22 protein-coding genes are annotated in these 22,715 nt (G+C 55.5%); 9 read left to right on the top strand and 13 right to left on the bottom strand.

Going from position 1 to position 22,715, the window contains the following annotated elements; all coding sequences use genetic code 11:
- The first annotated feature begins 191 nt into the window (after positions 1 to 191).
- The 5 genes from cysZ (at position 192) to crr (ending at position 4,985) form a co-directional block, all read left to right on the top strand.
- Positions 192 to 953, top strand: coding sequence for a sulfate transporter CysZ (cysZ, locus tag NQ842_RS07525; RefSeq protein WP_257256690.1), 762 nt, complete (start codon positions 192 to 194; stop codon positions 951 to 953).
- Positions 954 to 1,116: 163 nt separating this feature from the next.
- Positions 1,117 to 2,088, top strand: coding sequence for a cysteine synthase A (gene cysK, locus NQ842_RS07520; protein WP_014832831.1), 972 nt, complete (start codon positions 1,117 to 1,119; stop codon positions 2,086 to 2,088).
- A gap of 317 nt (positions 2,089 to 2,405) precedes the next feature.
- Complete coding sequence (gene ptsH, locus NQ842_RS07515; protein WP_000487600.1) at positions 2,406 to 2,663, top strand: phosphocarrier protein Hpr; 258 nt, start codon at positions 2,406 to 2,408, stop codon at positions 2,661 to 2,663.
- 44 nt (positions 2,664 to 2,707) lie between these two features.
- Positions 2,708 to 4,435: a phosphoenolpyruvate-protein phosphotransferase PtsI gene (gene ptsI / locus NQ842_RS07510; protein ID WP_014832832.1), complete on the top strand. Its 1,728-nt coding sequence runs from the start codon at positions 2,708 to 2,710 to the stop codon at positions 4,433 to 4,435.
- A gap of 40 nt (positions 4,436 to 4,475) precedes the next feature.
- Positions 4,476 to 4,985: a PTS glucose transporter subunit IIA gene (gene crr / locus NQ842_RS07505; protein WP_003861316.1), complete on the top strand. Its 510-nt coding sequence runs from the start codon at positions 4,476 to 4,478 to the stop codon at positions 4,983 to 4,985.
- Between the two features lie 44 nt (positions 4,986 to 5,029).
- Here the strand turns inward: crr and pdxK are convergent, their stop codons facing one another.
- From pdxK to NQ842_RS07455, 10 genes are all read right to left on the bottom strand, one after another.
- Positions 5,030 to 5,866 (bottom strand): pyridoxine/pyridoxal/pyridoxamine kinase, encoded by an 837-nt coding sequence (pdxK, locus tag NQ842_RS07500; protein ID WP_014832833.1) that lies wholly within the window; start codon positions 5,864 to 5,866, stop codon positions 5,030 to 5,032.
- Between the two features lie 5 nt (positions 5,867 to 5,871).
- A complete protein-coding gene (gene cysM, locus NQ842_RS07495; RefSeq protein WP_257256689.1) occupies positions 5,872 to 6,783 on the bottom strand; it encodes a cysteine synthase CysM in 912 nt (303 codons plus the stop codon).
- 118 nt (positions 6,784 to 6,901) lie between these two features.
- Positions 6,902 to 7,996, bottom strand: coding sequence for a sulfate/thiosulfate ABC transporter ATP-binding protein CysA (cysA, locus tag NQ842_RS07490; protein ID WP_014832835.1), 1,095 nt, complete (start codon positions 7,994 to 7,996; stop codon positions 6,902 to 6,904).
- Positions 7,986 to 8,861 carry a sulfate/thiosulfate ABC transporter permease CysW gene (gene cysW, locus NQ842_RS07485; RefSeq protein ID WP_014832836.1) on the bottom strand — a complete coding sequence of 292 codons (876 nt, stop codon included), beginning with the start codon at positions 8,859 to 8,861 and terminating at the stop codon, positions 7,986 to 7,988. Before cysW ends, cysA begins: the two co-directional genes overlap by 11 nt.
- Entirely contained in the window at positions 8,861 to 9,694 is an 834-nt protein-coding gene (gene cysT / locus NQ842_RS07480; RefSeq protein ID WP_014832837.1) for a sulfate/thiosulfate ABC transporter permease CysT, read from the bottom strand. Before cysT ends, cysW begins: the two co-directional genes overlap by 1 nt.
- Entirely contained in the window at positions 9,694 to 10,707 is a 1,014-nt protein-coding gene (gene cysP, locus NQ842_RS07475) for a thiosulfate/sulfate ABC transporter substrate-binding protein CysP (RefSeq protein WP_046888241.1), read from the bottom strand. Before cysP ends, cysT begins: the two co-directional genes overlap by 1 nt.
- 172 nt (positions 10,708 to 10,879) lie before the next feature.
- Positions 10,880 to 11,779, bottom strand: coding sequence for a Dyp-type peroxidase (locus NQ842_RS07470; RefSeq protein WP_014832839.1), 900 nt, complete (start codon positions 11,777 to 11,779; stop codon positions 10,880 to 10,882).
- A gap of 92 nt (positions 11,780 to 11,871) precedes the next feature.
- On the bottom strand, positions 11,872 to 12,447 hold the full coding sequence (locus tag NQ842_RS07465) for an RpoE-regulated lipoprotein (RefSeq protein ID WP_257256688.1): 576 nt from the start codon (positions 12,445 to 12,447) through the stop codon (positions 11,872 to 11,874).
- 63 nt (positions 12,448 to 12,510) lie between these two features.
- On the bottom strand, positions 12,511 to 12,960 hold the full coding sequence (locus NQ842_RS07460; RefSeq protein ID WP_014832841.1) for a DUF2919 domain-containing protein: 450 nt from the start codon (positions 12,958 to 12,960) through the stop codon (positions 12,511 to 12,513).
- Positions 12,947 to 13,372 (bottom strand): GNAT family acetyltransferase, encoded by a 426-nt coding sequence (locus NQ842_RS07455; RefSeq protein WP_014832842.1) that lies wholly within the window; start codon positions 13,370 to 13,372, stop codon positions 12,947 to 12,949. The genes NQ842_RS07460 and NQ842_RS07455 overlap by 14 nt, the downstream gene beginning before the upstream one ends.
- Positions 13,373 to 13,584: 212 nt before the next feature.
- Between NQ842_RS07455 and amiA the strand changes: the two genes are divergently transcribed.
- Together amiA and hemF are read left to right on the top strand one after the other, a co-directional pair.
- A complete protein-coding gene (amiA, locus tag NQ842_RS07450) occupies positions 13,585 to 14,460 on the top strand; it encodes an N-acetylmuramoyl-L-alanine amidase AmiA (RefSeq protein WP_014832843.1) in 876 nt (291 codons plus the stop codon).
- Positions 14,460 to 15,359, top strand: a complete 900-nt coding sequence (gene hemF / locus NQ842_RS07445; RefSeq protein WP_047361155.1) for an oxygen-dependent coproporphyrinogen oxidase — start codon at positions 14,460 to 14,462, stop codon at positions 15,357 to 15,359. Before amiA ends, hemF begins: the two co-directional genes overlap by 1 nt.
- Before the next feature lie 43 nt (positions 15,360 to 15,402).
- Here hemF and maeB read toward each other — a convergent pair whose 3' ends face one another.
- Positions 15,403 to 17,682 (bottom strand): NADP-dependent oxaloacetate-decarboxylating malate dehydrogenase, encoded by a 2,280-nt coding sequence (gene maeB, locus NQ842_RS07440; protein WP_192544420.1) that lies wholly within the window; start codon positions 17,680 to 17,682, stop codon positions 15,403 to 15,405.
- A 246-nt stretch (positions 17,683 to 17,928) separates the two neighbouring features.
- Here maeB and tal point away from each other — a divergent pair, with 246 nt between their 5' ends.
- Both tal and tkt read left to right on the top strand, forming a co-directional pair.
- The gene (tal, locus tag NQ842_RS07435; protein ID WP_014832846.1) at positions 17,929 to 18,879 is read left to right on the top strand and encodes a transaldolase; all 951 of its coding nucleotides are present in this window, start codon (positions 17,929 to 17,931) and stop codon (positions 18,877 to 18,879) included.
- Positions 18,880 to 18,898: 19 nt separating this feature from the next.
- Positions 18,899 to 20,887: a transketolase gene (gene tkt, locus NQ842_RS07430; RefSeq protein ID WP_047361156.1), complete on the top strand. Its 1,989-nt coding sequence runs from the start codon at positions 18,899 to 18,901 to the stop codon at positions 20,885 to 20,887.
- A 43-nt stretch (positions 20,888 to 20,930) separates the two neighbouring features.
- Here the strand turns inward: tkt and NQ842_RS07425 are convergent, their stop codons facing one another.
- Both NQ842_RS07425 and nudK read right to left on the bottom strand, forming a co-directional pair.
- Positions 20,931 to 21,974: a DUF1176 domain-containing protein gene (locus tag NQ842_RS07425; RefSeq protein WP_257256687.1), complete on the bottom strand. Its 1,044-nt coding sequence runs from the start codon at positions 21,972 to 21,974 to the stop codon at positions 20,931 to 20,933.
- A 105-nt stretch (positions 21,975 to 22,079) separates the two neighbouring features.
- Entirely contained in the window at positions 22,080 to 22,673 is a 594-nt protein-coding gene (nudK, locus tag NQ842_RS07420) for a GDP-mannose pyrophosphatase NudK (RefSeq protein ID WP_153907754.1), read from the bottom strand.
- Between the last annotated feature and the right edge of the window lie 42 nt (positions 22,674 to 22,715).

Below are 22,715 nucleotides of genomic sequence, written 5' to 3'. Positions count from 1 at the left end.
ACATTTACTCACTAAGAGTATTTGCCGTTTACGTCAAGTGCAAGTGTGTGCAGAGCATTCACAGCATAAAGATGAACTAAATCGTGCTTTTTGCTGTTTTTTCGAACATTTCCGAACTGGTCATTGGTCCGTAACTGGATAATATAGGCGGGCAATTCCACTGGTTGTGAAAAAAGGAGTACAGCCTGGTTATGGTTTCAACATCTTCTTCTCCCCCACGCAGCGGCGTCTGGTATTTTTCTCAGGGCTGGAAACTGGTCTCCCTGCCGGGTATTCGACGTTTCGTCATTCTGCCCTTGCTGATCAACATTGTTCTCATGGGCGGCGCCTTCTGGTGGCTTTTCACGAAGCTTGAAAGCTGGGTCCCGGCCATGATGAGCTATGTACCTGACTGGCTGCAGTGGCTGAGCTATCTGCTGTGGCCACTCGCGGTGATTTCTGTGCTGTTGGTGTTCGGCTATTTCTTCTCAACGATTGCCAACTGGATTGCGGCGCCGTTTAACGGACTGCTGGCGGAACAGCTGGAAGCGCGTCTGACCGGTGCCACACCACCGGACACAGGCATAATAGGGATCATGAAAGATATTCCGCGCATCATGAAGCGCGAATGGCAGAAATTCGCCTGGTACCTTCCCCGTGCGATTGTACTGCTTCTCCTTTATCTGGTGCCCGGTATCGGCCAGACGGTTGCCCCCGTGCTGTGGTTCCTGTTCAGCGCCTGGATGCTGGCGATTCAGTACTGCGACTACCCGTTTGATAATCACAAGGTACCTTTTAAAGAGATGCGCACCGCGCTGCGCAGGCAGAAAGTGGCCAATATGCAGTTTGGCGCGCTCACCAGCCTGTTCACCTTGATCCCCTTCCTCAATCTTTTCATCATGCCCGTTGCGGTTTGCGGCGCAACGGCAATGTGGGTGGACTGCTACCGTGCTAAGCACGCGTTATGGAAGTAATGCAAAAATGTGTAAAAGAGGGGTGGCTTATGCCGCCCCTTATTCCATACTGATCCCCATTATTTCCTTGCAGTATATAGATATGCGAATTCCTTACTTCCCCCTACCTGCTTAGCAGGTATGCTGGGTCGGTATCCCAATTTCATACAGTTAAGGACAGGCCATGAGTAAGATTTATGAAGACAACTCGCTGACTATCGGTCATACGCCCCTGGTTCGACTGAACCGTATCGGTAATGGACGCATTCTGGCGAAGGTCGAATCACGCAACCCGAGCTTTAGCGTAAAATGCCGTATCGGTGCAAATATGATTTGGGATGCCGAAAAACGTGGCGTGCTCAAGCCTGGCGTTGAGCTGGTTGAGCCTACCAGCGGCAACACTGGCATCGCACTGGCCTATGTCGCTGCGGCGCGTGGCTATAAACTGACGCTGACCATGCCTGAAACCATGAGCATCGAGCGTCGCAAGCTGCTGAAAGCGCTGGGCGCAAACCTGGTGCTGACCGAAGGCGCGAAAGGCATGAAAGGTGCCATTCAGAAAGCCGAAGAGATTGTTGCCAGCGATCCGGCGAAATACCTGCTGCTTCAGCAGTTCAGCAACCCGGCAAACCCGGAAATCCACGAAAAAACCACCGGCCCGGAAATCTGGGAAGATACCGATGGTCAGGTTGATGTATTTATCTCTGGCGTGGGTACCGGCGGTACGCTGACCGGTGTGTCACGCTATATAAAAGGCACGAAAGGTAAAAAAGACCTGATCACCGTGGCCGTTGAACCGACCGACTCGCCGGTTATCTCTCAGGCGCTGGCGGGCGAAGAACTCAAACCAGGCCCGCACAAGATTCAGGGTATTGGCGCAGGCTTCATTCCGGGCAACCTGGATCTGAAGCTGATTGATAAAGTCGTGACGATCACGAACGAAGAAGCCATCTCGACCGCACGTCGCCTGATGGACGAAGAAGGTATCCTGGCGGGTATCTCTTCCGGTGCTGCCGTTGCGGCGGCGCTCAAACTTCAGGAAGATGAGGCCTTTACCAATAAGAATATTGTGGTTATCCTGCCTTCTTCGGGTGAGCGTTACTTAAGCACTGCACTGTTTGCCGATCTGTTTACTGAAAAAGAACTGCAACAGTAATGCCAGCATGTTAATAACGCGTAAAAAAGCACCTTTTTAGGTGCTTTTTTGTGGCCTGCTTCAAAGTTTTACCCCTCCTGGCATTGATTCACCCCGTTGGGTCTGGTATTTAAACCAGCAATTATTTTGATGCGTGAAATTAATCAGCGAACGAAATAGCCTTGCTGAATCGATTTTATGATTTGGTTCAAGTCTTGCTTTCGCTGCATAATGTTTAATGACGATCGAAACGTCAGCGCTAACAATACAGGCTAAAGTTCAGTCGCCAGGCTAGACTTTAGTTCCACAACACTAAACCTATAAGTTGGGGAAATACAATGTTCCAGCAAGAAGTTACCATTACCGCTCCGAACGGTCTGCACACCCGCCCTGCTGCTCAGTTTGTTAAAGAAGCGAAAGGCTTCACTTCTGAAATCACTGTGACTTCCAACGGCAAAAGCGCTAGCGCAAAAAGCCTGTTCAAACTGCAGACTCTGGGCCTGACTCAGGGCACCGTAGTCACCATCTCTGCTGAAGGTGAAGACGAGCAGAAAGCAGTTGAGCATCTGGTAAAACTGATGGCTGAGCTCGAGTAAGTTTCCGGGTTCTTTTAAATATCAGTCACAAGTAAGGTAGGGTTATGATTTCAGGCATTTTAGCATCCCCGGGTATCGCTTTCGGCAAAGCACTGCTGCTGAAAGAAGACGAGATCGTCATCGACCGGAAAAAAATTTCTGCCGACAAGGTTGATCAGGAAGTTGAACGTTTTCTGAGCGGTCGTGCCAAGGCATCTGCGCAACTGGAAGCGATCAAAACTAAAGCTGGCGAAACTTTCGGTGAAGAAAAAGAAGCTATCTTCGAAGGGCACATCATGCTGCTCGAAGATGAGGAGCTGGAGCAGGAAATCATAGCCCTGATTAAAGATAAAGGCATGACGGCCGACGCGGCTGCCCATGAAGTTATCGAAGGTCAGGCAACTGCCCTGGAAGAACTGGATGATGAATACCTGAAAGAACGTGCGGCCGACGTACGTGATATCGGTAAGCGTCTGCTGCGCAACATCCTGGGTCTGGCCATTATCGATCTGAGCGCGATTCAGGACGAAGTGATCCTGGTTGCCGCTGACCTGACCCCGTCTGAAACCGCACAGCTGAACCTGAACAAGGTGCTGGGTTTCATCACCGACGCCGGTGGCCGTACCTCCCACACCTCAATCATGGCGCGTTCTCTGGAACTGCCTGCCATCGTGGGTACCGGTAGCGTCACCTCTCAGGTGAAAAACGACGACTATCTGATTCTGGATGCCGTAAACAACATGGTTTACGTCAACCCAACCAACGAAGAGATCGAGAAACTGCGCGCCGTTCAGGAGCAGGTTGCGACCGAGAAAGCGGAGCTCGCTAAACTGAAAGACCTGCCAGCTATTACGCTGGACGGCCATCAGGTAGAAGTGTGCGCTAACATCGGTACCGTACGCGACGTCGATGGCGCTGAGCGCAACGGTGCGGAAGGTGTGGGTCTGTATCGTACTGAATTCCTGTTCATGGACCGTGATGCCCTGCCAACTGAAGAAGAGCAGTTTGCAGCGTACAAAGCGGTGGCTGAAGCCTGCGGCTCTCAGGCCGTTATCGTCCGTACCATGGACATCGGTGGCGACAAAGAGCTGCCGTATATGAACTTCCCGAAAGAAGAGAACCCGTTCCTGGGCTGGCGTGCAGTGCGTATCGCCATGGATCGTAAAGAGATCCTACGTGACCAGGTGCGTGCGATTCTGCGTGCCTCTGCTTTCGGCAAGCTGCGCATTATGTTCCCGATGATCATCTCTGTTGAAGAAGTGCGTGCACTGAAGAAAGAGATCGAGATCTACAAACAGGAACTGCGTGACGAAGGTAAAGCATTTGACGAGTCAATTGAGATCGGCGTGATGGTGGAAACACCGGCAGCCGCGACCATTGCGCGTCATTTAGCCAAAGAAGTTGATTTCTTTAGTATCGGCACCAATGATTTAACGCAGTACACCCTGGCAGTTGACCGTGGTAATGATATGATTTCACATCTCTACCAGCCAATGTCACCGTCCGTACTGAACTTGATCAAGCAAGTTATTGATGCTTCTCATGCAGAAGGTAAATGGACTGGCATGTGTGGTGAGCTTGCAGGCGACGAACGTGCTACACTTCTGTTGCTGGGTATGGGTCTGGACGAATTCTCTATGAGCGCCATTTCCATCCCGCGCATTAAGAAGATTATCCGTAACACGAACTTCGAAGATGCGAAGGTGTTAGCAGAGCAGGCTCTTGCTCAACCGACAACGGACGAGTTAATGACGCTGGTTAACAAGTTCATTGAAGAAAAAACAATCTGCTAATCCACGAGATGCGGCCCAAATTACTGCTTAGGAGAAGATCATGGGTTTGTTCGATAAACTGAAATCTCTGGTTTCTGATGATAAGAAAGACTCCGGAACTATTGAGATTGTTGCTCCGCTCTCCGGCGAGATCGTCAACATCGAAGACGTGCCGGATGTAGTGTTTGCTGAGAAAATCGTTGGTGATGGCATTGCTATCAAACCAACTGGCAACAAAATGGTTGCTCCAGTTGACGGCACCATCGGTAAAATTTTTGAAACCAACCATGCGTTCTCTATCGAATCTGATAGCGGTATCGAACTGTTCGTTCACTTCGGTATCGACACCGTTGAACTGAAAGGCGAAGGCTTCAAACGTATCGCAGAAGAAGGCCAGCGTGTGAAAGTTGGCGACCCGGTGATTGAATTCGATCTGCCACTGCTGGAAGAAAAAGCGAAGTCTACCCTGACTCCGGTTGTTATCTCCAACATGGACGAAATCAAAGAACTGATCAAACTGTCTGGCAGCGTCACCGTGGGTGAAACCCCGGTTATCCGCATCAAGAAGTAATTCTTGCCGCACAGAAAAATGGCGCCTTCGGGCGCCATTTTTGTTTATGCGGGGAGGATAAGCTCGTCGTAACCTTTCGACTGCGTATAGATCATGACGTCAGTCACCCGATCGCCTGCCATGCGTATGGCATCAGCAACGGTTTTTCCCCCCACGATACCGCTGACCAGTTCTGAACAGAACAGATCGCCCGTGCCTTTCAGATCCGTCTCGACGCGCGGGTGCGCGCTTACGGTAACGCCCTCTTTACTCACCAGCACGACGTGAATATTCTGCGGGTCGTCGGCCACTGGCGCACTGGTTATCGCCACCCATTTCAGCGTATCGGAAAGCAGCCCCTGCGCGGCGGCGATGGCGCTCTCTGGCGTGCGGCACGGTTTACCGCTTAACACTTCCAGTTCAAACACGTTGGGCGTAATGCCCTGTGCCAGCGGCAGCAGATGCTCACGATACGCCTCAGGAATATCAGGTTTAACGTACATCCCGCTGTCGATATCCCCGATCACCGGATCGACCAGCACCAGCAGGTCCGGATGCTGCACCTTGATCGCCTTCAGCCACTGCGCCAGCAGAACGATCTGGCTGGCGCTGCCCATATAGCCGGTGGTAACCGCCTTAAGCTCGCGCAGGATCTCGCGCTCTTCCAGCGCCTTCAGGTAGCCGCTGAACCACTCATCCGGGATCACTCCACCGTAAAAGGTGTCATAGTGCGGCGTGTTGCTGAACAGCACCGTCGGCACGGCGGTCACATTCAGCCGGTGGGTGCGAATATTCGGTACCGCAATGCTGTTCCCCACGCTGCCGTACACCACCTGCGACTGTACGGCGACAATATCGGTTTGCTGCGCCCGGGTGTTATCCCGGAATAGAATCATCTCCATGACGCTTAAATCCCCGCCCCCTGCGAATAACTCTCTTCACCAAAGACGCCGGTAGACAGATAGCGATCGCCGCGGTCGCAGATAATCGCCACCACCACTGCACCAGGGTTCTCCTGCGCCACCCGCATCGCGCCAGCTACCGCGCCACCTGAACTGACCCCGCAGAAGATGCCTTCACGTACCGCCAGCTCACGCATGGTATTCTCCGCCTCGCGCTGATGAATATCCAGCACCTGATCCACCAGCTGAGCATTAAAGATGCCCGGCATATACTCTGCCGGCCAGCGGCGAATACCGGGAATGCTGCTCCCCTCTTCCGGCTGCAGACCGACAATGGTGACCGGTTTTTCCTGCTCACGCAGAAAACGCGACACGCCGGTAATGGTGCCGGTGGTGCCCATACTGGAGACAAAATGGGTGATACGTCCGTCGGTTTGTTGCCAGATTTCCGGGCCTGTGGTCGTGTAGTGGGCGTAGGGGTTATCCGGATTGTTGAACTGATCCAGCAGCTTGCCTTCACCACGCTCAGCCATCGCCAGCGCTAAGTCGCGCGCCCCTTCCATCCCTTGCTCTTTGGTCACCAGTATCAGCTCGGCACCGTAGGCCCGCATCGCGGCGCGACGCTCCTGGCTCATGTTGTCCGGCATCAGCAGCTTCATGCGGTAGCCTTTCAGCGCGGCAATCATCGCCAGCGCAATGCCGGTATTCCCGCTGGTGGCCTCAATGAGCACGTCGCCAGGCTTAATTTCACCGCGCGTTTCGGCCTGAACAATCATCGACAGTGCCGCGCGGTCTTTGACCGACCCCGCCGGGTTATTGCCTTCGAGTTTGACCCAGATTTCGTTGCCGTTGTCCGGCCCCATGCGCTGGAGCTTGACCAGAGGAGTGTTGCCGATGGTGTGTTCGAGTGTATTCACGATTTTTACTCAATAAAAAAGCCGGGTGGCGCTTCGCTTACCCGGCCTACAAGACGCAGTTTTAGCTGTAGGCCCGGTCAGCGCAGCGCCACCGGGCGATAAACATCCTAATAACCTATCAGGCTGACTCCGCCAGAGCAACATCCTCACGCGTCTCGATGCGCTGGTTACCGTGATAAATACGGGCATGCTGTAGCCCCACAAACAGGCGTTCCCCCCGGTGTGGCGCCTCTTCATCGCGCATTACCACCGTCAGCGGCTCGGTATACCAGCCCAGCGGTTGTACCACCATTTGCGTGTAGTGCCCTTTAGGGCTAGCTTCCAGCACCTGCACCGGCAGCGGTGAATCCAGGCTGGTTCGACGGCTGACATCCACTTCCCATGGGCGCAGGAACAGATCCACCGGCCCCTGATGGGCTGGCGTGTATCCCAGCGGCCAACGGTGTGCCCCGACGTGGAATTGCCCACCCCGTACGGTGCCCTGCAGACGGTTAACTTCGCCCATAAACTCCAGCACAAAACGGGTCGCAGGTTCACGCCAGAGCTGCTCTGGCTCATCAACCTGCTCAATATTCCCCTGGCTCATTACCACCACGCGATCCGCGACTTCCATCGCCTCTTCCTGGTCGTGAGTGACGAACACGCTGGTGAATTTCAGCTCTTCATGCAACTGACGCAGCCAGCGACGAAGCTCTTTACGCACCTGCGCATCCAGCGCCCCGAACGGCTCATCCAGCAGCAGAATTTGCGGTTCAACCGCCAGCGCACGGGCCAGCGCGACGCGCTGTTTCTGGCCGCCGGAAAGCTGCGCCGGGAAACGGTCAGCCAGGTGGGCCAGCTGCACCATCTCCAGCAGTTTGGTCACCTTCGCTTTGATGGTTGCCGCGTCCGGACGCTCACGCTTAGGAAGAACGGTCAGGCCAAAGGCGATATTGTCGAACACCGTCATATGGCGGAACAGTGCGTAATGCTGGAACACAAAGCCGACTTTGCGATCGCGGGCATGCAGGCGGCTCACGTCGGTGCCGTGAAAACGGATATGCCCGCTGGTCTGATGCTCAAGACCGGCGATAATACGCAGCAGCGTGGTTTTGCCCGAGCCAGATGGCCCCAGCAGCGCCACCATTTGTCCGGAAGGGATATCCAGCGAGATATCATTCAGCACCTGGGTGCGACCAAAAGACTTCTTAATATTGGCAATCTCAATGCTCATGATTTCCCTCCTGATGCTGACGTTTTTCCTGATTCTCTAAACGCCACTGCACCACACTCTTCAAAAACAGGGTCAAAATAGCCATCAGCGTCAGCAACGCTGCGGCGGTAAAGGAGCCGATGGTGTTGTAATCCTGCTGCAGCAGTTCAATCTGTAACGGCAGCGACAGGGTTTCACCTCGAATGGAACCGGATACCACCGACACCGCACCGAACTCACCAATTGCGCGCGCGTTGGTCAGCACCACACCATAGAGCAGTGCCCAACGAATATTCGGCAGCGTGACGCGGCGGAACATCTGCCAGCCAGACGCGCCCAGCAGCACAGCCGCTTCGTCTTCGTTGCTCCCCTGGCTTAACATCACCGGCACCAGTTCACGCACCACAAACGGACAGGTCACAAAGATGGTCACCAGCACCATACCCGGCCAGGCAAACATCACCTGCAGGTTGTGCTCATCCAGCCAGCCACCCAGCGGCCCGTTGGAGCCGTAAAACAGCAGGTAAACCAGACCCGCAACCACCGGGGAGACGGCAAACGGGATATCCAGCAGCGTCAGCAGCATCTGACGCCCCGGGAAGTTAAAGCGCGTCACCAGCCAGGCCAGCAGCGTACCAAACACCAGGTTGACCGGCACCGTGATCAGCGCAATCAGCACGGTCAGCCAGATGGCGTGCAGCATATCCGGGTCCGCCAGGTTTTCCAGCGCGGGCATGATCCCTTTACTGAACGCCTGAACGAAAATATAGATTGTCGGTACCACGAGGATAAGAGCGGAAACCAGCACGCCCGTACCAATCAGAAACCATTTCCCCCAGTTGATGCGGGGCGCGTCGTATCGCTTCAATTGAGTAACTTCCGCCATCAGTGACCTACCACACGTCGACCAAAGCGACTTTGCAGAGTGTTGATTGAGTAGAGCAGCAGCAACGATGCGGCAAGAATGACCGAGGCAATGGCGCTCGCCGCCGGGTAATCAAACTCCTGCAAACGGATAAAAATCATCAGCGATGTCACTTCTGTTTTCCACGCAATGTTACCGGCGATAAAAATGACCGCACCGAACTCGCCGAGGCTACGGGTAAACGACAGCGCCACCCCCGCCATCAGCGCCGGGGACAGCTCAGGCAGGACAACTTTACGGAAGCTCTGCCAGCGTGTAGCCCCCAGCGTTTCTGCCGCCTCTTCATATTCCGGGCCTAACTCTTCGAGCACCGGCTGTACGGTACGCACCACAAACGGAATGCTGGTAAAGGCCATCGCCACCGCGATACCAAGCCAGGTATAGGTCACTTTGATGTCAAACTTCGCCAGCCACTCACCGTACAACCCGTTGACGGAGAAAAGTGACGCCAGCGTTAAACCGGCAACGGCGGTCGGCAGAGCAAAGGGTAAATCCATCAATGCATCGAGCAGCGTGCGGCCCGGGAAGCGATAGCGGGTTAAAATCCACGCCATCAGCAGGCCAAACACGCCGTTGAAAATCGAGGCCACAAACGCCGACAGCAGCGTGACTTTATAGGCTGCAACGACCTGCGGGTTGGTGACCACTTCCCAGTACTGGGACCAGCTCATCTGCGCAAGCTGCATCACCAGCGCGCTGAGCGGCAACAACAAAATCAGGCAGACGAACAGCAGGCTGGTCCCGAGGCTTAAGGTAAAACCCGGCAGCACGCGTTTAGTCGATACGGCAAACATTACTTACGCCCCGCCGCCAGCAATTTGTCTAATTCACCGCCGCTGGCAAAATGCGTTTTCATCACCTCAGGCCAGGAGCCGAAATGATCCTCCACGCGGAACAGCGCAGTCTGCGGGAATTTATCTTTCAGTTTTTTCATCACGTCAGGGTTGTTCACGCGATAGTAGTAATCGGTAATGATGGTCTGCGCCTGTGGGCTGTACAGGTAGTTGAGATAGGCTTTTGCCGCTTTCTCGGTGCCGTTTGCCTGCACGTTTTTATCCACCCACGCCACCGGGAACTCGGCCAGGATGTTGGTTTTCGGGATAACGACCTCAAAGCCCTGCGCTTCATACTGTTTGCGGATGTTGTTCACTTCCGATTCAAAGCTAATCAGCACATCGCCCAGACCGCGTTCTGCGAAGGTTGTCGTTGCTCCGCGGCCGCCGGTATCAAACACTTCGACGTTTTTCAGGAACTGGGTCATGAACTGCTCGGTTTTGGCCTTATCGTTACCGTCAGCCTTGTCCGCCGCGCCCCACGCCGCTAAATAGGTATAACGCGCGTTGCCGGAGGTTTTTGGGTTCGGGAAAATCAGCTTTACGTCAGAACGAACCAGATCGCTCCAGTCGTGGATATTCTTTGGGTTGCCCTTGCGCACCAGGAAGCCCATGGTGGAGTAGAACGGCGAGCTGTTGTTTGGTAAACGGCTCTGCCAGTCGGCCGGGATGAGCTTGCCTTTGTCATGCAGGATCTGCACATCGGTCACCTGGTTGTAGGTCACCACATCCGCTTTCAGTCCCTGAAGGATCGCCAGCGCCTGTTTGGACGAACCGGCGTGAGACTGTTTGATGGTCAGCTTGTCACCGTTATTGTCTTTCGCCCACTGCTGCTCAAACGGCGGGTTAAGGGCGGCAAACAGCTCGCGGGAGACGTCATATGAGCTGTTCAGCAGCTCAGTCGCCTGCGCCTGTGCCACCAGCAGTAAACCTGCCAGTGCCAGGGATCCTTTTTTCAGTACAGTAACGGCCATTGCGCACCCTTATAAATGTGATGACTATCTTATAGTCATAATATTTATAACGAGGACGAAAGGAGTAACGGTTTTATATACCGTTTGGTGATTTACAAGCAGAAAAGGGAATAAGGGTGCGGCCTGTTGCCCTCACCCCAACCCTCTCCCGGAGGGAGAGGGAGAAAGGGAATTACAGCGCCAGCAGACGCTCAATGGATGGTGCGAAGTAGTAGCCGCCGGTGACCGGTTTGGTGAAGCGCAGCATGGCGTCACGCTTACCGTCGGTATCGCCGAACATGCTCAGCAACTGTTGCTCAATATTGTACAGACGCGCGCAGTAGGCACAGAAGTAGAGGCCATGCGTTCCGCTTGCGGTGCCATACGGCAGGCTCTGGCGAACAATCTTCAGCCCTTTACCGTCTTCCTTGAGGTCAACGCGGCTCAGGTGCGAGGTCACCGGGCGTTCGTCGCCGTCGATCTCTTCGTTGGCCTCTTTGGTACGGCCAATCATCATCTCCTGGTCCTGCACACTCATGCGGTTAAGCTGCTTAAGGTTATGCTCCCAGCGCTGAACAAATACGTAGCTGCCGCCTGCGTCCACACCGTCCTTGATGACCGCCACTTCACGGCGCGTCTCTTCACCTGCCGGGTTTTCTGTCCCGTCGACAAAGCCGCTCAGGTCACGCTCTTCCACCCAGCGGAAACCGTGGACTTCTTCCTGAACGTCAATGCTGTCACCAAACGCCGCTACCGCCGCCTGGGCAACGGAGAAGTTTACGTCGTGACGCAGAGAGAGAATATGGATCAACACATCGTACTGGGTTGCCGGTGCCAGGCCTTTACCGTAAGGGATAAAGTCTTTTAACTCTTCCGCCCCTTCACCACCGCTCAGCTGACGCCAGACGTTATTACCAAAGGCCACCACAGCACCCAGATGGGCATCCGGGAATTTGGCCTGGAAGGTGGCCAGTTTATCCACAAACGCTTTACTGGCCGCACGCAGGGCATCCACATCCCCTTTCACATTGGCTTCAATCCAAATCGCCGCGCGGCAATGTTCTGGCAAAATGCCACTCTGAACCTGAGACATCGCTCCTCCTGAAATAAAGATGCCACGACAACGTGGCATTGATGGCGGGTATTATACCCGGATTTCAGCGAGACGGATTGTTCAGGCGCAAATTACTGCTGCCAGAGTATTTTGCTCACTTTCCAGTTTTTCAGCGTGTCGTCAGACGGCATTAACCCTTCCGGGCCGCTCCAGGTTCCGGTAAAGAGGTAGCTGATGTGCTGGCTGTCCGGTGCTTTACATTGCACCGCCACACCATCGTCTGAAGGCGCGCTGGCGCAATTGCCGAAAGCCTGTTTATAAAGATCGCTAAACGGCGTGCCAACCTTCACGCCGCTCGCCGTCGGGATGGCATCGTCCAGCACGGCAATACGGTTTACCGTGCCTTTATCGCCGTTAATCACCAGCGCCAGTTTGTCTCCCTTCAGCGCTTCGAAGTAACGCACGATAGTGCCGTTTTCAGTTTTCATGCCGCTGCGCAGACGATAGTCGCTGCTCAGGGCCGCCTGAAGCGCGTCCTGATCCAGCGCCGTCGCGGCGGTAATGTTGCCCACGCCCTGTTCGGTGACCTCCAGCGAAGAGCCAAACCAGTTCCACGGATAAGCGGCCGACCAGTTAATAGAGGAGAGCGTTGAACAGCCGGTTAACGCCAGCGGGAGAGCGCATAAAAGTAAACGCAGCGATTTCATTGAAACGTCCTTACGTGTTAAATCAACGCTTGTTGGAGTGCAGCATCGGCAAAAAGTGCCGCGTTAATCTGACTCATGCGTAAAACAGGCGCGTAAGCGGGGGTTAGTCAGCAGCCACAGCAGCGCCACGATATCGGCCACCACCAGCGCAATGCCGATGCCCGTAAGCGGTTCACCGTACCACCAGAGCACAGGCTGCCAGCAGAGCAGCGCAATCTGGGCCAGGATCAGCAGCCAGCGAAGCGCACGCCAAAGCCGTGGGATCGCCTGTCGTCGGCCGCTGCACAAAAACGTCACCACCGCCGGTACGCCCGGTAACAGGCCGAGCCAAAAGGCGTCGTGATCGGGATAAAAGAGCGTCAGTAATGTATCGCCCTGCCCGCGGGACGCGGCGGCCATGACAAACAGCACCCAGGTGCGGGCCTGCAGCAACAGTACGCACCAGAATAAGAAAGGCAGCCTGACACGCCCCTGCGCGTCGTAATCTGCCGGGTGGATCTCAATACTCTTCATCTTCGATCAGACGCTTACCTAAGCTCAGCACGTCAGCGTGTTCATAGCCCAGACGTTCATACATGCCCAGCACCACGTCGTTATCTTCGCGCACCATGATCTGAATTTTTGGACAACCGCGAGCGATCAGTTTTTTCTCAAGACGATTGAGCAGCGCGTTGGCAATGCCGCGCCCCCGGTATTCCGGGTGAACGCCCAGATAATAAGCAGAGCCGCGATGGCCGTCGTAACCGCCCATCACCGTGCCCACCACTTCGCCGTTCACTTCCGCCACCAGAAACAGACTGACGTCGTGATTTAGCTTACGCTCAATGTCCATCTCTGGATCGTTCCACGGACGCAGCAAATCGCAGCGCTCCCAAAGGGTGATCACCTCTTCGAAATCTTCCTGGCGAAAAACGCGTATCTCCATGGTATTAACCGCCTTTTCGGGTTTAAAAACAGTGATTATGGCGCGAAGCGTGCATTTAGCCAATAACCGGGGAAAATCTCGCCAAAATTTGGCATAATGTCACTTTGTCACGTATTGAAATGAAAAGTAAAACAATTCTCAATAAGGACTGTCGTAACGCTAAACGCGATACGATATAACACCAGGACCGCAATTTTTACTATTCAGGCCGCATGAGCACATTCAAACCATTAAAAGCACTCACATCGCGTCGTCAGGTTCTCAAAGCGGGGCTGGCGGCCTTAACGTTAACGGGCATCGCACAGCAGGCTCAGGCAAAAGAAGAGAGCACGCTTAAAACCAGTAACGGACACAGCAAACCCAAAGCAAAAAAACCGGGCGCGAAGCGTCTGGTGATGCTCGACCCGGGCCACGGCGGTATTGATACCGGTGCCATTGGCAAAAACGGTTCGAAAGAAAAACATGTTGTACTGGCGATTGCAAAAAATGTGCGATCGATTTTACGCAGCAACGGCATTGACGCCCGTCTGACGCGCACGGGCGATACATTTATTCCGCTGTATGACCGCGTGGAGATTGCCCACCAGCACGGGGCCGATCTGTTTATGTCCATTCACGCGGACGGCTTTACCAACCCGTCGGCGGCGGGTGCGTCAGTGTTCGCCCTCTCCAACCGTGGGGCCAGTAGCGCCATGGCAAAATACCTCTCGGACCGTGAAAACCGCGCGGATGAGGTGGCCGGAAAAAAAGCGACCGACAAAGATCATCTGTTACAGCAGGTGCTGTTTGACCTTGTGCAGACGGACACCATTAAAAACAGCCTGACGCTCGGCTCGCACATCCTGAAGAAGATTAAGCCGGTGCATCGCCTGCACAGCAGGAGTACCGAGCAGGCAGCGTTTGTGGTGCTGAAGTCACCGTCAATTCCCTCCGTACTGGTCGAAACCTCTTTTATTACCAACCCGGAGGAAGAACGTCTGCTCGGCACCACGGCGTTTCGCCAGAAGATCGCCAGTGCCATCGCCTCCGGCATTATCAGTTACTTTAACTGGTTCGATAATCAAAAAGCGCACTCCAGGAAACGTTGATGAAACCGAATGCAAAGCGGGTCAAATCCTTCCTGCTGCAGTTGCAGGATGAGATTTGCCAGAAACTGGCCGCCGTAGACGGCGGTGACTTTCAGGAAGATAACTGGCAGCGCGAAGCCGGTGGCGGTGGGCGTAGCCGCGTATTGCGAAACGGCGGTATCTTCGAACAGGCTGGCGTCAATTTCTCTCATGTTCACGGTGATGCGATGCCTGCCTCTGCGACGGCGCATCGTCCTGAACTGGCGGGCCGGAGCTTCGAAGCAATGGGCGTTTCGCTGGTGGTACACCCGCACAACCCGTTTGTCCCGACCAGCCACGCCAACGTGCGTTTTTTCATCGCGGAAAAACCGGGGGCCGATCCGGTCTGGTGGTTCGGGGGCGGTTTCGACATGACCCCCTACTACGGCTTTGAAGAGGATGCCGTGCACTGGCACACCACCGCGCGCGACCTCTGCCTGCCGTTTGGCGAAGACGTTTACCCGAAATACAAAAAGTGGTGCGACGACTACTTTTACTTAAAACACCGCGACGAACAGCGCGGTATTGGCGGGCTGTTCTTTGACGATCTGAACACGCCTGATTTTGATACCGCGTTCAGCTTTATGCGCGCGGTGGGCGAAGGCTATACCGACGCCTATCTGCCCATTGTTGAACGGCGTAAAAACACCGACTACGGTGTGCGTGAACGCGAGTTCCAGCTTTACCGTCGCGGGCGCTACGTGGAGTTCAACCTGGTGTGGGATCGCGGAACGCTGTTTGGCCTGCAGACCGGCGGGCGCACAGAGTCGATTCTGATGTCGATGCCGCCGCTGGTGCGCTGGGAGTACTGCTACGCGCCAAAAGAAGGCAGCCCGGAGGCTGCCCTGAGTGAGTTTATTCAGGTTCGGGACTGGGTTTAACCCCCCTCACCCCGGCCCTCTCCCTAAGGGAGAGGGCAATAAATCACAGCGGCTGCGTCTGCGCCTCCACTACCGCCAGCGCCACCATGTTCACGATACGGCGTACAGAGGCAATCGGCGTTAACACATGCACCGGTTTCGCCACCCCCATCAGCACCGGCCCCACGGTCACCCCTTCAGAGCTGGAGACGCGCAGCAGGTTGTAGCTGATACGCGCCGCTTCCACGTTTGGCATAATCAGGATATTCGCTGAGCCTTTCAGCGGACTGTCCGGCATACGTTCGTTGCGGATGCTCTCCACCAGCGCAGCGTCGCCGTGCATCTCACCGTCAATCATCAGCTCCGGCGCGCGCTCGCGAACCAGCTCCAGCGTCTGTCGCATTTTGCAGGCCGCAGCAGATTTAGAGGAGCCGAAGTTAGAGTGCGACAGCAGCGCCACCTTCGGTTCGATACCAAAGCGACGCACGGTTTCGGCCGCCATCACGGTGATCTCCGCCAGCTCGTCCGGGGTTGGATCGTCGTTGACGTAGGTATCGGCGATAAAGGTGTTACCGCTTGGCAGCAGCAGCGCGTTCATCGCCCCGGCCGTGTGCACACCGTCGCGATAGCCGAAGATCTCCTGCACCACGCTGAAATGCTCGTGGTAATCACCGATGGTGCCGCAGATCAGCGCATCCGCCTCGCCGCGATGAACCATGATTGCGCCAATCACCGTGGTGTTGCTGATCACCGCCCGCTGCGCCTGCTCCTGAGTGATCCCGCGACGCTTCATGATCGCGTAGTATTCGCTCCAGTACTCTTTAAAGCGCGGGTCGGATTCGTTATTCACGATCTCAAAATCAACACCCGGTTTGATCTGCAGGCCCAGTTTCTGGATACGCATTTCAATAACGCTCGGGCGGCCAATCAGGATCGGCTTCGCCAGCCCTAAGGTGATCAGCTCCTGCGTGGCGTGCAGCACGCGCGCCTCTTCCCCTTCCGCCAGCACCACCCGCTTCGCATCGGTACGCGCCTGAGAGAAGATCGGCTTCATAAACAGGTTGGTTTTGTAGACAAACTCGGTGAGCTTATCCACGTAAGCATCGAAATCAGTAATAGGTCGCGTTGCCACGCCGGAGTCCATTGCCGCTTTCGCGACCGCTGGCGCGATTTTGACAATCAGACGCGGGTCGAACGGTTTTGGAATGATGTAGTCCGGGCCAAAGCTCAGATCCTGATCGCCATAGGCTGAAGCGACCACTTCGCTCTGCTCGGCGTGTGCCAGCTCCGCAATGGCGTGCACCGCCGCCAGCTTCATCTCTTCGTTGATGGCCGTCGCGCCGACGTCCAGCGCCCCACGGAAGATGAACGGGAAGCAGAGCACGTTGTTCACCTGGTTCGGGTAGTCGGAGCGACCGGTACAGATGATGGCATCTTCACGCACCGCTTTCGCCAGCGGCGGCAGGATTTCCGGCTCGGGGTTCGCCAGCGCCAGAATCATTGGCGCACGTGCCATCTTCTTCACCATCTCCTGGGTCAGCACTTTCGGGCCTGAACAGCCCAGGAAGATATCCGCGCCGTCAATGACCTCCTCAAGCGTACGCTTGCCGTCGTCGTCCACCGCGTAGGCTGCTTTGGTTTCCGCCATGTTCGGCTCGCGGTTTTTGTAGATCACCCCTTTGGAGTCGCAGACCACAATGTTGTGTTTCTGCATCCCGAGCGCCACCAGCAGGTTCATACAGGCAATGGCCGCCGCACCCGCGCCGGAAACTACCATGCGCACGTCAGAGAGATTTTTCTCCACCACGCGCAGACCGTTAAGAATGGCGGCAGTGCTGATGATCGCCGTCCCGTGCTGGTCATCATGGAACACGGGAATGTTCATACGTTCACGCAGTTTCTGCTCAATGTAGAAACATTCCGGCGCTTTGATGTCTTCGAGGTTAATACCGCCAAAAGTCGGCTCCAGCGCCGCCACGACGTTGATGAATTTATCGGGATCGTGTTCGTCCACTTCGATATCAAACACGTCGATACCGGCGAATTTCTTGAACAGAACGCCCTTCCCTTCCATCACAGGCTTACCGGCCAGCGCACCAATGTTGCCCAGGCCCAGCACCGCCGTACCGTTAGAGATCACGGCGACCAGGTTGCCGCGCGCGGTATATTTGTAGGCGGCCAGCGGATCTTTTTCAATTTCGAGACACGGTGCCGCCACGCCCGGCGAGTAGGCCAGCGCCAGGTCGCGCTGGGTTGCCAGCGGTTTTGTCGGGGAAACCTGGATTTTACCCGGGACAGGAAACTCATGAAAATCAAGGGCACTCTGTTTTAACTGATCGTCCATCTTGTTATTCCTTTTACGTATCGGTCAGATAGTATCGCCGCAGGCTGCCGCATAAACTTTGAAGGCTGCCAAACTCTCACCATCACACATTAAAAATTGTTATCAATTTATAACAGCCATGTTACCCGTCTCAAAAGCAATGCCTCCCCCGTCTGCTATGCTTTTTTGTTAAGTCCATCATGATTTTTCCAGAAGTGTGAACTAACGCACTCGCCTAACGCTTTTATTTTCAAGGAGTCATGACTTATGAACCAACTTGACGGCATCAAACAATTCACTACCGTGGTTGCAGACAGCGGCGATATCGAGTCGATTCGGCACTACCAGCCTGAAGACGCAACCACCAACCCGTCGCTGCTGCTCAAAGCGGCAGGACTTGCCCATTTCAGTCACCTGATTGATGACGCCATTGCCTATGGCAAACAGCGCGGTAAAACCCAGGAACAACAGGTTGCCGAAGCCAGTGACAAGCTGGCGGTTAATTTCGGTGCGGAAATTCTGAAAAGCATCCCGGGGCGCGTCTCCACCGAAGTCGACGCCCGCCTCTCCTTCGATAAAGAGAAGAGCATCAATAAAGCCCGCCGCCTCGTCGAACTCTACCAGGAGCAGGGGATCGACAAATCACGCATTCTGATTAAGCTCGCCTCCACCTGGGAAGGCATCCGCGCGGCAGAAGTGCTGGAAAAAGAGGGGATCCACTGCAACCTGACGCTGCTGTTCTCGTTTGCGCAGGCACGCGCCTGTGCCGAAGCGGGCGTATTCCTGATCTCACCGTTCGTCGGGCGCATCTACGACTGGTATCAGGCAAAACAGCCGATGGATCCGTACGTGGTGGAGGAAGACCCGGGCGTGAAGTCAGTACGTAATATTTACGACTACTACAAACAGCACCGCTACGAGACTATCGTCATGGGGGCCAGCTTCCGCCGTACTGAGCAGATCCTGGCGTTGGCAGGGTGTGACCGCCTGACCATCTCCCCTGACCTGCTGAAAAAGCTGCAGGAGAGCGACGAAACGGTGATCCGTAAGCTGGTGCCCACATCCACCGTATTACCCAAACCGAAAGCCATGACCGAAGCGGAATTCCGTTGGGAGCACAATCAGGACCCAATGGCCGTGGAAAAACTGGCGGACGGCATCCGCCAGTTCGCTGTCGACCAGCGCAAACTTGAAGATCTTCTCGCCGCCAAACTTTAACCTTGCCACGGAGTGAACTATGTCCCGTAAAGAGTTAGCCAATGCCATTCGCGCCCTCAGTATGGATGCCGTGCAGAAAGCCAATTCCGGCCACCCTGGCGCACCGATGGGCATGGCAGATATTGCCGAAGTGTTGTGGAATGACTTTCTGAAGCACAACCCCAACGACCCCACCTGGTACGATCGCGACCGTTTTATTCTCTCTAACGGCCACGCGTCGATGCTGCTCTACAGTCTGCTGCATTTGTCGGGCTACGATCTGCCGCTCGAAGAGCTGAAAAACTTCCGCCAGTTGCACTCAAAAACCCCCGGCCACCCGGAGATTGGCTATACGCCAGGGGTGGAAACCACTACCGGGCCGCTGGGACAGGGCTTAGCCAACGCCGTTGGGCTGGCCATTGCGGAACGCACGCTCGGCGCGCAGTTTAACCAGCCGGGCCATGACATCGTCGATCACTACACGTACGTCTTTATGGGTGACGGCTGTCTGATGGAGGGGATCTCCCATGAAGTCTGTTCGCTGGCGGGCACGCTGGGGCTGGGCAAGCTGATTGGCTTCTATGACCACAACGGCATCTCCATTGACGGGGAAACCGAGGGCTGGTTTACCGACGACACGGCAAAACGGTTTGAGGCCTATCACTGGCATGTGGTGCATGAAATTGACGGCCACGATCCCGAGGCGGTGAAAAAAGCGATTCAGGAAGCGCAGAGCGTGAAGGACAAACCGTCGCTGATTATCTGCCGCACGGTTATCGGCTTTGGCTCGCCAAACAAGGCAGGTAAAGAAGAGGCACACGGGGCGGCGCTGGGTGATGAAGAAGTGGCGCTGACCCGGCAGAAACTGGGCTGGAAATATCCGCCGTTCGAAATTCCGAAAGAGATTTACCGCGCCTGGGATGCCCGTGAAGAGGGTGAAAAAGCCCAGCACGCCTGGAACGAGAAATTTGCCGCCTACAAACAGGCCTACCCGGAGCTGGCGGCCGAGTTCACCCGCCGCATGAGCGGAGGTTTACCGGAGGACTGGGAAGAGAAAACGCAGGCGCTGATTGAAAACCTGCAATCCAACCCGGCCAAAATCGCCACCCGTAAGGCGTCGCAAAACACCCTGAATGCGATTGGCCCAATCCTGCCTGAACTGCTGGGCGGCTCGGCGGATCTGGCCCCCAGCAACCTGACCATCTGGTCTGGCTCGACATCGCTGAAAGAGAATATCGCCGGAAACTATATTCACTACGGCGTACGCGAGTTCGGGATGACCGCCATTGCCAACGGCATCGCCCATCACGGGGGCTTTGTGCCCTACACCGCCACCTTCCTGATGTTTGTGGAATACGCCCGTAACGCCGCGCGCATGGCGGCCCTGATGAAAGCGCGACAGATTATGGTGTATACCCATGACTCCATCGGGCTTGGGGAAGACGGCCCCACTCACCAGGCGGTTGAACAACTGGCGAGCCTGCGCCTGACGCCAAACTTTAGCACCTGGCGTCCGTGCGATCAGGTCGAGGCCGCGGTGGGCTGGAAGCTGGCGGTAGAGCGCCATAATGGACCGACGGCGCTGATCCTGTCGCGTCAGAACCTGGCGCAGATTGAGCGCACGCCGGAGCAGGTAAAAAACATTGCCCGCGGCGGTTACATTCTGAAGGACAGCGGCGGCAAGCCGGATGTGATCCTGATTGCCACCGGTTCCGAGGTGGAGATCACCGTCAAAGCGGCAGAGAAACTGACGGCCGAAGGTCACGCGGTGCGCGTGGTTTCCCTGCCCTCAACCGACATCTTTGACGCACAGGATGAGGCGTATCGTGAATCGGTCCTGCCATCCAGCGTGACGGCCCGCGTGGCGGTTGAGGCCGGCATTGTCGACTACTGGTACAAATATGTCGGGCTGAAAGGGGCCATTGTCGGCATGCGGGGATACGGTGAATCGGCGCCGGCCGACAAACTGTTCCCGTATTTCGGCTTTACCGTTGAGAACGTCGTTGAGAAGGCGTTAAGCGTGCTTTAGTGCGGCCTGCGTGCCCGGTAAGCGTAACCGCCCCCCGGCAAAACTAGCGTGTGATCCACAACGTGGGCCAGGCATCTGGCCCATTCCAGTTATCGCAGCTGGGCTCCTCGGCATAACGCACCAGACGGAAGCGCTGGCCGTCAAAACGCCAGCGCGTCTGGATCCCGCAGTCGGCAATCCCCCGTCCTAACGCCAGGGTGGTCAACTCACGCGTTTTCTCATCGAAGCGGGCGTTCATTAACTCCATTTCACTGCTGCCGCTGGATGGCGTAAACGGCAGGCGCAGCCTGACGCTACGGGAAGAGAACGGTTTTTTACGTGACACCAGCCAGGCCAGATCGACGGTGTTATAGGCCCCCGCTTCGCAACTGACGATCAGCAGCGCTTTGTCATCGGTGAGCGCGGTAACACGCACTTCCCGCCGGTTGGGATCGAGCGAGCACTGGCTGTTATTCATCCGCCAGGTACCGTAGTCCAGCAGGTCGTTGAGTTCGGCATGGGAGAGCGGTGTCGGGGTAGGATTCACGACCGCCACCTTTTTCAGGGCCGGTGCGGGCGGTACGCTTAACGGCGGATCGTCACCTTTTTTAATCCAGGCGGTTTCGCTGCCGACACGCTTTTGCTGCGCATCGATAAACAACAGCGCCGCCTTCAGGCCGCTCAGGGAGATCGCCTGCTTGCCATCACGCAGGGTTAGCGCTTTCCCTTCCTGGATATGCTTGAGAAATGCAGTGATGGTCGCGGCATCGTCCGTTTTCAGATGCCATGGCGTTAACTGCCAGTGCTGACGGTCCAGCGTGACTGGCACGCCATCCAGCAGCAGGCGCGGCGCAATAGCAAGCTCTTTGACGGAAGGGGCTGAAAGGCCGCCGAGATCGAGACGCAGCGAGGCATCGGTTTTCGCCCCGGCGCTACGGCTAAGCGTCATCACCAGATCGCGGTGTTCACCCGTGTTGCGTGCCAGGCAAAAATTCTGGTTATTACAGGTCACCTGCCAGTCTGAGAATGATTGCTGGGCAGGTGCAGCCCACACCAACGGTGCGGGGAGCACGCAAATCAGGAAAAGAATAAAAACGCAGTAGCGCATGAATGGCACAGTCCCGGAACGAAAACGCTTAACTGGGCAGTATCTTCGTGTTCCCGCCGGGGTTGCTCAATCGGATTTATCGGATAGATTTATCCGAAAAACAAACTACACACGTTCGAAAGAGGGAGCCATCAGCCCGGTTGTTTGTAAATACTGCAGTAATATTACAGCCTTACCATCTTTAATTTCCCCGGAACGGATCATCTCCAGCGCCCGGACAAACGGTAACTCCAGCACCTCGATATCTTCATCTTCCACGCCACCGCCCTGATGGATACGATGCGCATCGCTGTATTCGGCGATAAAGAAATGGACGATTTCCGTCACGCCGCCGGGTGACATAAACAGTTCGAAAACTTTTTTAACCTCACCCACTTCAAAGCCCGTCTCCTCGATGGCTTCTTTGCGGATACAGACTTCCGGCTCATCGTCATCCAGCAGACCAGCGCAGGTTTCAATCAGCCGTCCGTCCGGATTGCCATTGACCCATGTCGCTACCCTGAACTGGCGGATCAGCACCACGCTCTGCTTTTCACGATTATAAAGCAGAATGGTTGCCCCATTGCCGCGGTCGTAAACCTCACGTTTGTGGCGGATCACGTCCCCGTTACTGCGCGTTAAATCATAGGTGATGTTACGCAGGACAAAGTAATTATCAGAAAGGATTTTGTCTTTGATAACGTCAATTTTCAGGGTCATACGGGCTCCACGACACAATGAGTCTGCCTATATTACGCCGTG

The sequence above is a fragment of the Enterobacter cloacae complex sp. R_G8 genome (assembly GCF_024599795.1).
In the GTDB taxonomy this organism is placed as follows: Bacteria; Pseudomonadota; Gammaproteobacteria; order Enterobacterales; family Enterobacteriaceae; genus Enterobacter; species Enterobacter dissolvens.
Note: the sequence above shows the minus strand (reverse complement) of the source record. Positions and strands in the feature narration are given on the sequence as shown.

Bases quoted from the DNA above. Each gene is read 5' to 3' on its own strand.
- amiA (WP_014832843.1), top strand. From the start codon at position 13,585: ATGAGCACATTCAAACCATTAAAAGCACTCACATCGCGTCGTCAGGTT.
- cysP (WP_046888241.1), bottom strand. From the start codon at position 10,707: ATGGCCGTTACTGTACTGAAAAAAGGATCCCTGGCACTGGCAGGTTTA.
- NQ842_RS07460 (WP_014832841.1), bottom strand. From the start codon at position 12,960: ATGAAGAGTATTGAGATCCACCCGGCAGATTACGACGCGCAGGGGCGT.
- cysW (WP_014832836.1), bottom strand. From the start codon at position 8,861: ATGGCGGAAGTTACTCAATTGAAGCGATACGACGCGCCCCGCATCAAC.
- ptsH (WP_000487600.1), top strand. From the start codon at position 2,406: ATGTTCCAGCAAGAAGTTACCATTACCGCTCCGAACGGTCTGCACACC.
- NQ842_RS07465 (WP_257256688.1), bottom strand. From the start codon at position 12,447: ATGAAATCGCTGCGTTTACTTTTATGCGCTCTCCCGCTGGCGTTAACC.
- pdxK (WP_014832833.1), bottom strand. From the start codon at position 5,866: ATGGAGATGATTCTATTCCGGGATAACACCCGGGCGCAGCAAACCGAT.
- maeB (WP_192544420.1), bottom strand. From the start codon at position 17,682: ATGGACGATCAGTTAAAACAGAGTGCCCTTGATTTTCATGAGTTTCCT.
- nudK (WP_153907754.1), bottom strand. From the start codon at position 22,673: ATGACCCTGAAAATTGACGTTATCAAAGACAAAATCCTTTCTGATAAT.
- ptsI (WP_014832832.1), top strand. From the start codon at position 2,708: ATGATTTCAGGCATTTTAGCATCCCCGGGTATCGCTTTCGGCAAAGCA.
- cysA (WP_014832835.1), bottom strand. From the start codon at position 7,996: ATGAGCATTGAGATTGCCAATATTAAGAAGTCTTTTGGTCGCACCCAG.
- NQ842_RS07470 (WP_014832839.1), bottom strand. From the start codon at position 11,779: ATGTCTCAGGTTCAGAGTGGCATTTTGCCAGAACATTGCCGCGCGGCG.
- cysT (WP_014832837.1), bottom strand. From the start codon at position 9,694: ATGTTTGCCGTATCGACTAAACGCGTGCTGCCGGGTTTTACCTTAAGC.
- NQ842_RS07425 (WP_257256687.1), bottom strand. From the start codon at position 21,974: ATGCGCTACTGCGTTTTTATTCTTTTCCTGATTTGCGTGCTCCCCGCA.
- cysK (WP_014832831.1), top strand. From the start codon at position 1,117: ATGAGTAAGATTTATGAAGACAACTCGCTGACTATCGGTCATACGCCC.
- tal (WP_014832846.1), top strand. From the start codon at position 17,929: ATGAACCAACTTGACGGCATCAAACAATTCACTACCGTGGTTGCAGAC.
- tkt (WP_047361156.1), top strand. From the start codon at position 18,899: ATGTCCCGTAAAGAGTTAGCCAATGCCATTCGCGCCCTCAGTATGGAT.
- NQ842_RS07455 (WP_014832842.1), bottom strand. From the start codon at position 13,372: ATGGAGATACGCGTTTTTCGCCAGGAAGATTTCGAAGAGGTGATCACC.
- crr (WP_003861316.1), top strand. From the start codon at position 4,476: ATGGGTTTGTTCGATAAACTGAAATCTCTGGTTTCTGATGATAAGAAA.
- cysZ (WP_257256690.1), top strand. From the start codon at position 192: ATGGTTTCAACATCTTCTTCTCCCCCACGCAGCGGCGTCTGGTATTTT.
- hemF (WP_047361155.1), top strand. From the start codon at position 14,460: ATGAAACCGAATGCAAAGCGGGTCAAATCCTTCCTGCTGCAGTTGCAG.